Source organism: Streptomyces sp. NPDC043896 (genome assembly GCF_056435605.1).
In genome coordinates this window covers 1-9,498 of record NZ_JBWKEE010000054.1, presented here as the reverse complement: position 1 = coordinate 9,498, position 9,498 = coordinate 1, and the positions used below count along the sequence as shown (strand labels likewise).

At 73.3% G+C, this 9,498-nt stretch carries 8 protein-coding genes and 1 tRNA gene; 4 read left to right on the top strand and 5 right to left on the bottom strand.

Features of this window, described 5'->3' with window-relative positions; all coding sequences use genetic code 11:
- Positions 1 to 80: 80 nt before the first annotated feature.
- Complete coding sequence (locus AC069X_RS37320; RefSeq protein ID WP_478736054.1) at positions 81 to 1,325, bottom strand: serpin family protein; 1,245 nt, start codon at positions 1,323 to 1,325, stop codon at positions 81 to 83.
- An 84-nt stretch (positions 1,326 to 1,409) separates the two neighbouring features.
- A complete protein-coding gene (locus tag AC069X_RS37315; RefSeq protein ID WP_478736052.1) occupies positions 1,410 to 2,762 on the bottom strand; it encodes a glycoside hydrolase family 18 protein in 1,353 nt (450 codons plus the stop codon).
- Between the two features lie 225 nt (positions 2,763 to 2,987).
- On the opposite strand from AC069X_RS37315, the gene AC069X_RS37310 reads away from it, so the two are divergent.
- Together AC069X_RS37310 and AC069X_RS37305 are read left to right on the top strand one after the other, a co-directional pair.
- Positions 2,988 to 4,070 carry an NAD(P)H-dependent amine dehydrogenase family protein gene (locus AC069X_RS37310; protein WP_478736050.1) on the top strand — a complete coding sequence of 361 codons (1,083 nt, stop codon included), beginning with the start codon at positions 2,988 to 2,990 and terminating at the stop codon, positions 4,068 to 4,070.
- Positions 4,067 to 4,546 carry a carboxymuconolactone decarboxylase family protein gene (locus AC069X_RS37305; RefSeq protein WP_478736049.1) on the top strand — a complete coding sequence of 160 codons (480 nt, stop codon included), beginning with the start codon at positions 4,067 to 4,069 and terminating at the stop codon, positions 4,544 to 4,546. Before AC069X_RS37310 ends, AC069X_RS37305 begins: the two co-directional genes overlap by 4 nt.
- 74 nt (positions 4,547 to 4,620) lie before the next feature.
- Here AC069X_RS37305 and AC069X_RS37300 read toward each other — a convergent pair whose 3' ends face one another.
- Both AC069X_RS37300 and AC069X_RS37295 read right to left on the bottom strand, forming a co-directional pair.
- Positions 4,621 to 6,273, bottom strand: a complete 1,653-nt coding sequence (locus AC069X_RS37300; RefSeq protein ID WP_478736047.1) for a GMC oxidoreductase — start codon at positions 6,271 to 6,273, stop codon at positions 4,621 to 4,623.
- 130 nt (positions 6,274 to 6,403) lie between these two features.
- Positions 6,404 to 6,865: a DUF4352 domain-containing protein gene (locus AC069X_RS37295; protein ID WP_478736045.1), complete on the bottom strand. Its 462-nt coding sequence runs from the start codon at positions 6,863 to 6,865 to the stop codon at positions 6,404 to 6,406.
- A 134-nt stretch (positions 6,866 to 6,999) separates the two neighbouring features.
- Here AC069X_RS37295 and AC069X_RS37290 point away from each other — a divergent pair.
- Positions 7,000 to 7,076 (top strand) — tRNA-Trp (locus AC069X_RS37290).
- A gap of 213 nt (positions 7,077 to 7,289) precedes the next feature.
- On the opposite strand, the gene AC069X_RS37285 is transcribed toward AC069X_RS37290, so the two are convergent.
- On the bottom strand, positions 7,290 to 8,339 hold the full coding sequence (locus AC069X_RS37285; RefSeq protein WP_478736043.1) for a helix-turn-helix domain-containing protein: 1,050 nt from the start codon (positions 8,337 to 8,339) through the stop codon (positions 7,290 to 7,292).
- A gap of 264 nt (positions 8,340 to 8,603) precedes the next feature.
- Here AC069X_RS37285 and AC069X_RS37280 point away from each other — a divergent pair, with 264 nt between their 5' ends.
- Positions 8,604 to 9,275, top strand: coding sequence for a DUF4097 family beta strand repeat-containing protein (locus AC069X_RS37280; protein WP_478736041.1), 672 nt, complete (start codon positions 8,604 to 8,606; stop codon positions 9,273 to 9,275).
- Positions 9,276 to 9,498: the final 223 nt, after the last annotated feature.

Genomic DNA, 9,498 nt, shown 5'->3' with positions numbered 1-9,498 from the left:
TACAACCACCACCGCTGCCACACCGCACTGGGCGGCCACCCGCCCATCAGCCGAGTTAACAACCCTGCGGGTCAATACAGCTAGGGCCTGTCGTCCCGGTCCTCCCAGAACTCCGCTTCCTCGGCCTCCCGGTCCGGCTCCTCGAAGGGGAGGGGGTCCGTGACCCAGCCGGCCGCCAGCACCAGGCGGGAGGTGCGGTGGACGGCCAGGAAGCCGAAGGGGCGGTGGAAGGACACGTCCACCCGGCGGACCCGGTAGGGGAAGCGGGGCATGCCGCTCCCCGCCGCACCGAACGCCGTCACCGCGGCCGCTTCGAAGCCCTCCGCGTGGAAGCGCGCGAGCGCCGACTGGCGGACGGAGCCGAGGGCCAGGGGGTCGGAGCTGATGCCGGGGAAGTGGCCGGAGCCGCGGTCCGCGGCGGCTTCCAGGCCGAACAGCCCGGCGTGCTCCAGCAGGTCGTGCTCTCCCCGCACCTCGAAGGCCGGCGTCGAGACCCCGAGCACGGGGTGGGGCGACAGCGACGGCACCGTCCTGACGGTCAGTCCCGGCCCGGGGTTCCCCTCGGGGAGCAGGCTCGCGGGCGTCGACGGACGGGCCCGGGTGGCGGCGCCGATCCCGGTGGTCAGGACCTCCCCGGGCGGAACGTCCGGCCCGCCCAGGACGAGGTGGACGTCGACCCCGGTGTCCCCGACGACCTCCAGCAGGGTGACCGGACCGGCGGGGCCGTGGGCCACCGCGGCCCGGTCCGGCAGGGAGGTGGAGCGGTGCAGCATGGTCAGGGACCGGCCGGCCCAGGGGCCTTCGTGCATCTCCTGGCGCCACTCCGTGAACGGCCGGATCCACTTCAGCCGCAGCGCGAGGGCGGAGGCCAGGACGAGCCGGACCGCGTCCGGGCCCTCCGGCAGCGTGACCGGCATCCGCTCGATGAGGCCGTCCGTCCGCTCGGCGGCCCACGCGTCGAGGGTCTTGCGGTCGGCGTCCGGGTCGCCGGTCAGCGTGCCCCGCGTGCCGTCCGGGAGGGCGGCCAGCCAGGGCCCCTCCAGCGGGAGGCCGGCCCGGCTCCACAGGCCCGTCGCCGCCCGCAGGCCCCGTACGCCGGCCAGCGCGGCCATCAGTTCCCGCGTGGCGCCGGCCGCGTCCCCGGCGGGTATGCCGAGGGCCTCCGCCAGTTCCGCGCGGGCCGGCCCCGCCGCTCCGTCCGCCACCAGGGCCAGCAGCGGCCACACCCCGGCGGCGGTGAAGACCGTACCGCCGTCCCCGCCGGGGGCCACGGCGGCCCAGCGAGCCGTGAGCCGGTTGACCGCCCGTACCGTCGAGTTCCTCATGCCGGGGAGGGTACGTGGTGGGGCGCCGCCGGGCCGGATGGTTTTTCCGCGGCCCGGCGGCGCCGGTTCGGGGGCGGCGCCGGTTCAGCGGCCGCGCAGGCCCTGGTCGACGGCGGTGGTCAGCTCGCCGTCGGCGGTGTCGGCGTCCAGGGACCAGAACATGGCCCCGCCCAGCCCCTGTTCGCGGACGTAGCGGGCCTTCGTGCGCAGCACCTGCGGGTCGTCGTACGTCCACAGGGTGGTGCCGTCGAACAGCCAGGCGTGGCCGCCGCGCCGGTCGCGGTGGACCTGGAAGGCACCGGACGCGGCGAGCTTCTTCAGCTCCTTGTAGTCCTCGTACCCGGCCGCCCAGGTGGCCGGCGCGGGCCCCGTGGCCGGCCGGCCCATGCCGTCGCCGCCGCCGGTGACCCCGGTCCAGCCCTGTCCGTAGAACGGCATGCCGACGACCAGCTTGCGCGCGGGCGCGCCGCGCCGCAGCCAGGAGTCCACCGTGCCGTCGACGCTGAAGTCGCCCCGGGCGTACAGCGCGGACTGCTGCGCGGTGGTCCTTTCCCCGGACACGTGGAAGTCGTAGCCCTGGAGCGTGACGAAGTCGAGGTCGCGCATGATCCGGCGGACGTCGAAGCCCGCGTCGATCTTGGCGGGTGCGGCCGGGACGAAGGCCGTCAGCTCGTACGCGCGCCCGCGCTCGCGCCCGTACGCGTCGAGCTGGGTGCGGAACTCGCGCACCAGCTCGGCGAAGTTGCGCTTGTCCTCCGGCCGGAACTTCGTGTCGGTGTCGCCCTCCGAGCCGGGCCACTCCCAGTCCAGGTCGATGCCGTCGAAGACCCCGGCGGCGGCCCCGGCCCCGCCGCGGGCGCCGTCCTGCGGGAGGTTCCCCTTGAGGTAGAGGTCGATGCAGGAGCGGACGAGGGCCTTGCGGGAGGCGGGGGTGAGGGCCGCGTCCGAGAAGTGGGTGGACCAGCTCCAGCCGCCGAGGGAGATCAGCACCTTGAGGCCCGGGTGCCTGGCCTTGAGCTCCTTCAGCTGGTTGAAGTTGCCGGCCAGGGGCTGGTCCGCCGTGTCGGCGACTCCGTCCACGGAGTTCGCGGCGTCCAGGGGGCGGCCGTAGTCGGCCCAGGCGTCGGCCTCTCCGGGCACGTTGCCGGTGAAGCACTTGCCGTCGGCGCCGATGTTGCCGAAGGCGTAGTTGATGTGGGTGAGCTTGCCGGCCGTGCCGTTCGCCTCCAGGTCCTGGACCTGGAAGTCGCGCCCGTAGACGCCCCACTGGGTGAAGTAGCCGACCTTGCGGTACGAGCGGTCCTGCCCGGCCGCGATGTCCCGGTCCCCGGTACCGGCGGCCGCGGCGGGCGCGAACGCGGTCAGCAGGGAGAGGGAACAGGCGGCGACGGCCAGCCTGCCGAACGTACTGCGGCGGAGGGGGCGCGTGGGACGCATGGGACGCATGGGCTTCCTTTACGGATGCGGGGAGTGGTGCTCCTGAGCCGTGCGGGGACGGACGCGGCCCTGCACCGGCGGCGCCCGTCCCACCCGGGAACGTATTGGTCTGGACCATCTGGGTCAAGGGGGTGTTCGTCACCGGCGGCGGCCCGCCGGCGGACCGTCCGAAAAACCTCCTTCACGACGCTGGGCACCTCCACGCCCCCTCGCTACCCTCCGCGCATGATTCCCACGGTGGTCTGGGGCACCGGCAACGTCGGCCGCGCGGCGATCCGCGCCGTCGAGGCCCACCCGGCGCTCGAACTCACGGCAGTCATCGTCCACGACCCCGCGAAGACCGGCCGCGACGCCGGTGAACTCGCGGGCCTCGACCGCCGGCTGGGGGTGACGGCGACCGACGACATCGCGGCCGTGCTCGCCGCCCGCCCGGCCGCCGTCGTCTACGCGGCGTCCGGCGACGTCCGCCCCGACGACGCCCTCGCCGACATCACCCGGGCCATCGCGGCCGGGGCGGCCGTCGTCAGCCCCGCCCTCTACCCGCTCTACGACCACCGCGGCGCCCCGCCCGAGTTCCGCGACCCGGTGCTGGCCGCGATCGCCGAGGGCGGCGGCTCGCTCTTCGCCTCCGGCGTCGACCCCGGCTGGGGCAACGACGTACTCCCGCTGCTGCTCAGCGGCCTGGGCACGACGGTGGACGCCATCCGCTGCCAGGAGATCTTCGACTACTCCACGTACGACCAGCCGGACTCCGTACGCCACCTGGTGGGCATGGGCCACCCGATGGACTACGAGCCGATGATGCTCATGCCCTCGGTCCCGACCATGGTCTGGGGCGGCCAGATCCGGATGATGGCCCGAGCCCTCGGCGCCGAACTCGACGCGATACGCGAGACCTCGGAGCGCCGCGCCCTCGACACCACGGTGACCACCCCCTCCATGGGCGTCTTCGAGGCCGGCACCCAGGGCGCCATCCGCTTCGAGGTCCAGGGCATCGTCGGAGGCGAGCCCCGCATCGTCATCGAACACGTCACCCGCATCCACGCCTCCTGCGCCCCCGACTGGCCCGTCCCGCCCGACGGCGGCGCCGGAGCCCACCGGGTGGTCATCGAGGGCCGCCCGCGCATCGAGGTGACCGTCGAGGCCACCGACGAGGGGGAGAACCGCTCCGCGGGCGGGAACGCCACCGCCGTCGGACGGCTGGTGGGGGCCATCGACTGGCTCGTGGCAGCGGAACCCGGACTCTACGACGCCCTGGACGTCCCGCTGCGGCCCGCAGTCGGCAAACTCGGAAGGAAGCAGCCATGAGGATCGACATCCCCGACGGTCAGCACCCCATCGAGTACGTGTGGGGGGACATGGTCCCCGGCATCGGCATGGCCGCCGCCAACTTCTCGCTGTCCGTGTACGCCCACACCACCCTGGGCCTGCGCGAGTTCGAGGCCGCCCGGCTGCGCATCGCGCAGATCAACGGGTGCGTCTTCTGCCTGGACTGGCGCACCGACCGGGACGGGGAGAGGGTCGAGGAGGAGTTCGCCGACGCCGTGACCGACTGGCGCACCACGAAGGCGTTCGACGACCGCACCCGCCTCGCCGCCGAGTACGCCGAGCGCTACGCCCTCGACCACCACAACCTGGACGAGGAGTTCTGGGCGCGGATGACCGCGCACTACAGCCAGCTGGAGATCGTGGAGCTGAGCATGAGCATCGGCTCCTGGCTGGCCTTCGGCCGGCTCAACCACGTCCTCGGCCTCGACGGCGTCTGCGTGCTGCCGGGCAGCTGAACCGTGAGCCCCGGCCGCCGCCGCACGGCCCGGGGCCGCCCGGAGGATCCGGACGGCCCCGGGGACCGGCCCGCTCAGAGGTCGGTGGCGATGATCTTCTCGATGTTGCGCTCGGCGAGGGCCGTGATGGTCACGAACGGGTTGACGCTGGTGTTGCCGGGGATCAGCGCTCCGTCGATGACGTACAGGCCCGGGTGCCCGTGCAGCCGGCCGTAGTTGTCCGTGGCCCTGTCCAGGACCGCGCCGCCCAGGGGGTGGTAGGTGAGGTGGTCGCCCCAGACCTTGTTGGTGCCGAAGAGGTCGGTGCGGTAGATCGTCCCCTCCTTGGCGTTGATCCTGTCGAAGATGGTCTTCGCCATGTCGATGGACGGCTGCTTCCACGCCGTCTGCCAGTTCAGCTCGACCTTCCCCGCCGCCGCGTTCCAGGAGAACCGCGCCCGGTTCGGGTTCTTGGTGATGGAGAGGTAGAACGACGCGTAGGTCTCGATCCCCGTCGGCAGCGGGGCCACCTCGGCGAAGGCGCCGCCCGCGTCCCAGTTGTCGATGCCGCCGCAGGGGATGGAGGCCTGCACCTTCCCGGTGGGGTCCCACATGTGGTTGGCGCGGCCGCACATGACGTTGCCGTTGTCGCCCCAGCCCCTGCCCACCTCGTCGTTGAGGTTCGGCAGGGCGCCCGTGGCCTTCAGCCGGACCAGCAGCTTGCTGGTCCCGACGCTGCCGGCCGCGAAGAACACCCGGTCGGCGGTGACGGTCTTGGTGGCGACGACGTCCCCGTTGGTGGCGAGCTGCTCCATCACGACCGCGTAGCCGCCACCGTCCGAGGGGGAGACGGTGGTGACCCGGTGCAGGGGCGAGACCGAGACCCGGCCGGTCGCCCGGGCGGCGGCCAGGTAGGTCTGCTGGAGGGACTTCTTGCCCGCGTTGTTGCCGTAGAGGATCTCCCCGTCGACCGCGGACTTGGGGACGGTGCCGGCCACCTCCTGCTTCATGTAGTCCCAGTCGTAGACGTCGGGGACGAAGACGAAGGGGAAGCCGGAGCGCTGGGCGTGCTTGCGGCCGACGCGGGCGTACTGGTAGCAGTCCACCGTCTCGAACCAGGCCGGGTCGATCAGGCCCACCCCGAGCCCGGCGTTGGCCCGCGGGTAGTAGGTGCGGTACATCTCCTCGGCGTCCACCGAGGGCAGGATCGCGGCGAAGTTCTGCCGCTTGGGGGTCACGGCCATGCCGCCGTTGACGAGGGAGCCGCCGCCGACACCGCGGCCCTGGTAGACGGTGATCCCGCCCATCTCCTCGGCGTCGAGGATGCCCGTGTACCGGGGGACGTCCTTGTCGATGGGGAAGCCGAGGAAGTTGCTGAGCGGAGCCTTGGTCCTGGTGCGCAGCCAGTACGAGCGGTAGTCGGGCCTGGTGGTGTTGGCGAAGATCTTGCCGTCGCTGCCGGGGGTGTCCCAGGCCATGCCCATCTCGGCCATGTGCACCGGGACGCCGGCCTGGGCGAGCCGCAGCGCGGCGACGGAGCCGCCGTAGCCGGTGCCGATGACGAGGACCGGGACGCGGGCCCCGGACTCGATCGGCACGTTCGCGGGGGTGGCAGTGGCCGGTTCGGCATGGGCCGGGACGGCGTTGACCGACAGCGCCATCGCTCCGAGAATAGAACTGGTTCCAGTGATGAATCCACGGCGGGAAACACCCCTGGACACCTTGCCGTGCAGGCTTTTGTCACTCATGTGACGTTCCTCACTCTCGACGGAGTGGGAACAAGTTCTACTGGCGAACGTCGGCTAAGTCACTACATGCGTCGCGGTAACTTCCGGCTGATTCCGTTCCCTTGGGCCCCGGGAGTCGCAGGGCTCAGGCTCAGGACAGGCTCCAGTGCCCGACGTCGTCGCCCAGCCCCGCGTCCAGCGCGAACTGCACCGCGGCGAGCCGGGCGCCCTCGGGGAGCCGGAAGGTCACGAACCCGGAGGCCGCGTCCCCGGGGGCCAGGGTGACGGTGTCCGGCAGGCTCGGCCCGGCGCCGGTCGCCGTGCCCGTCCCCGTGAACCGCCGCCCCTCGGAGTCGAGCAGGTGCGCCGCCGGCGCGGGGGAGTCCTCGTACGGCACCGTCCCGGTGTTCTCCAGCCGCAGCTCCACCGCCACCAGCCGGCCGGCGTCCGCACCGCCCGCGGGGTCGACGACCCGGGTCAGGGTCACGTCGAGCCGCTCCCCGGGCCGGTCACCGTCGAGGGACACGGTCTCCCCGGACCCGTCGGGCCCCACGCCGACGAGCAGCAGCACGAGGAGGGGCCCCAGCAGCAGCCGGCCCGCACGGTGGCGCACGACGCCTCCTCCACTCCGGACAACGCGCCCCCCCTCACCGCCCACGATCCTCCGCGCCCCCGCCTCCCGCCACCGGCGGCGCGGAAACCGGTTTGGATCTCCCGGCCCCTTCATGGCAGGGTGTGTCCCACCGAAGGGGTATAGCTCAGCTGGTCAGAGCGCTGGTCTCCAAAACCAGATGTCGTAGGTTCGAATCCTGCTACCCCTGCCACGGCGGACACCCGCTCCACCGTCAAGGGCCCGGCCGGACCACGTCCGCCCGGGCCTTCCGCGTTCGCCCACTCGGCGACCGTATGGAGCGGCACGAGGCCGCGCACCGGGGCCGTGCTGCCGCGGCGCACCTCGTGTGGCGGCAGCGGGGCGCGGTGCGGAACTCCATCTCCATGGCGGCCCAGGCGCACTTCCCCCACCAGCGGCTGCACCGCTACCTGCCCGAACCCGCCGGGTGGCGTCCGCCCCGCAGGGTGGCCGGGGTCTGTCCGTACCAGCGCCTCACGGCGCGCCGCAGGGCGCGGGCGTCGGCGTACCCGGTGCGGGCGGCGATCGCGTCGATGCCGAGGCCGGTGTCGCGGAGGAGCCCGGTGACGCGGGTCCGGCGCAGGGCCTCGACCTCGCCGCTCCACGTCGTGCCGTGCTCCTCCAGCCGGCGCTGGAGGGTCCGGGCGCTGACGTTCATGCGCAGGGCCACCGCGGGCAGCGTCGGCGGGGCGGTGCCCGCGGCCGACTCCAGGGCGGTGCGGAAGAGGTCCAGCCAGTCGTGGAGCGGCACCGACGAGGCGAGCGACTGTTCGGCGTGCCTGCGCAGCACCGCCGACAGGCCCGGCTGGGCGTGCGGGGCGGGCGCCTTGAGGACGCCGGCCCGGAAGGTGATCGAGGCGAGCGGTGCCTCGAAGTCGATGGCGCGCGTGCCGTACAGCTCGACGAGGGGGCCGTGGTCGGCGGGAGCCGCACTGGCCAGGGTCACGCGGACGGGGACCAGGGGACGCCGGGCGGTGTGGCTCAGCCGCCGCTGGATCAGGCCGAGCGCGCAGGCGCGGACCGCGGAGGCGGCCTCGTACGTCAGATCGGCCCCGTTGAGGTGGCTGATGGAGACATTCCCGCCGTCCTCCGTGATCCGCAGGCTGTCCGTGCCGGCGTCGAGCAGGGCGCCCAGGTGGGCGGCGGCGTCCCGGATCCCCTCCAGCGGAGTGGGCGCGCAGGTGATCAGGTAGTCCCAGACGCCCAGGGAGCCGATCTCCGACCCCTCGGTCATCAGCAACGCCACTTCGGGCCAGGGGGCGTGCACGGTCATCAGCTCCGCGATGCGGATGCTGGTGAGCGTGGGCGGCCGGCACAGGTCGTCGTGGAGGTGCTCCGGTGCCGTGCCGAGCAGGTGCGCGTACCCGCTCCCGGATATGCCGAGCCTGCGCGCGGCGTCGACGTTGAGACGGGTGAGGGCCGAGGACGTCGTCCCCTGATGTGCGTGTGAGACCACGGGCGCCGAGCATAGACGAGAACCGACCGCAAGATCACTACCGTGGTCCGGCACGGGACGACCCCAACACGGCGCGGAAAGTCCCCCGGTGGCGCGCCCGGTCCCCCGCCTGGCGCGCACGGCCCTGATCAGGCGGTCGGAGCGCGGATAGCGTAATGACCGTTCTGGCGCGCCGCCGACGGCGGGTGACGCCTGGGGGAACTCCGGTCGACGGGGCGGTTCGCGCGCTCCGGTCCGGAAAACAAGGAAAAGTGGGAGAGCACGATGCGGAAATTCGGTACGCCGGCCCCGGTCTCGGCCGTCCTGGACGTCCCCGCGGCCCGGATCGGTTTCGTCGCCACCGACCGGACCGACACCACCGTCGAGGTCCTGCCCGCCGACGCCTCCAGCAGCCGCGACGTGCAGGCCGTGGAGGAGACCGAAGTCGCCTACGCGGACGGCGTCCTGCGCATCCAGGCCCCCGCCTCGAAGAGGCGGCTCCTCGGCTCCTCGGGACGGCTCGACGTGACCGTCCGCCTGCCCGCCGGCTCGCACGTCGAGGTGAAGGCGGCCGACGCGGAGCTGCGGAGCACCGGCCGCCTCGGCGACGTCGCCTTCGAGAGCGCCCGGGCCACGGTGGAGCTCGACGAGACCGGCAGTGCCCGTCTGACCCTCGGGTCCGGCGACGTCTCGGTCGTCAGGCTCGGCGGCCCGGCGGAGATCCGCACCCAGAAGGGCGACCTCCGCGTCGCCGAGGCCGTCGGCGGCACGGTCGTACTGAGCACCGAGCACGGAGACATCGAGATCGCGGCCGCCCACGGCGTCTCCGCCTCCCTGGACGCGGGCACCGGGTACGGGCGCATCGACAACTCGCTGAACAACTCCGCCGGCGCGGACGCCGCGCTGACGATCCGCGCCACCACGGCCCACGGCGACATCACCGCCCGCGGCCTCTGACGCGGGCCGGGCCGCTCCGGCCGGAGTCGGCCGGGCCCGGACGGACGCAGGCGCACGCCCCCGTCACGGGGGTCGGGGGCGCGCACCTGCGCCGGGAACGGGCCAACCGCCCGCCGGTACGGGCTAGCTGTATTGCCCAGTGAGGTTGGGGACGCGGCTGGCGGGTGGTTTGCCTGCGAGCGCGGTGTGTCCGCGGTGGTGATTGTAGGTGTGCAGCCACTTC

Coding starts and splice junctions, on each gene's coding strand:
- AC069X_RS37310 (WP_478736050.1), top strand. CDS start 2,988: ATGATTCCCACGGTGGTCTGGGGCACCGGCAACGTCGGCCGCGCGGCG.
- AC069X_RS37320 (WP_478736054.1), bottom strand. CDS start 1,325: ATGAGGAACTCGACGGTACGGGCGGTCAACCGGCTCACGGCTCGCTGG.
- AC069X_RS37300 (WP_478736047.1), bottom strand. CDS start 6,273: ATGAGTGACAAAAGCCTGCACGGCAAGGTGTCCAGGGGTGTTTCCCGC.
- AC069X_RS37280 (WP_478736041.1), top strand. CDS start 8,604: ATGCGGAAATTCGGTACGCCGGCCCCGGTCTCGGCCGTCCTGGACGTC.
- AC069X_RS37315 (WP_478736052.1), bottom strand. CDS start 2,762: ATGCGTCCCACGCGCCCCCTCCGCCGCAGTACGTTCGGCAGGCTGGCC.
- AC069X_RS37305 (WP_478736049.1), top strand. CDS start 4,067: ATGAGGATCGACATCCCCGACGGTCAGCACCCCATCGAGTACGTGTGG.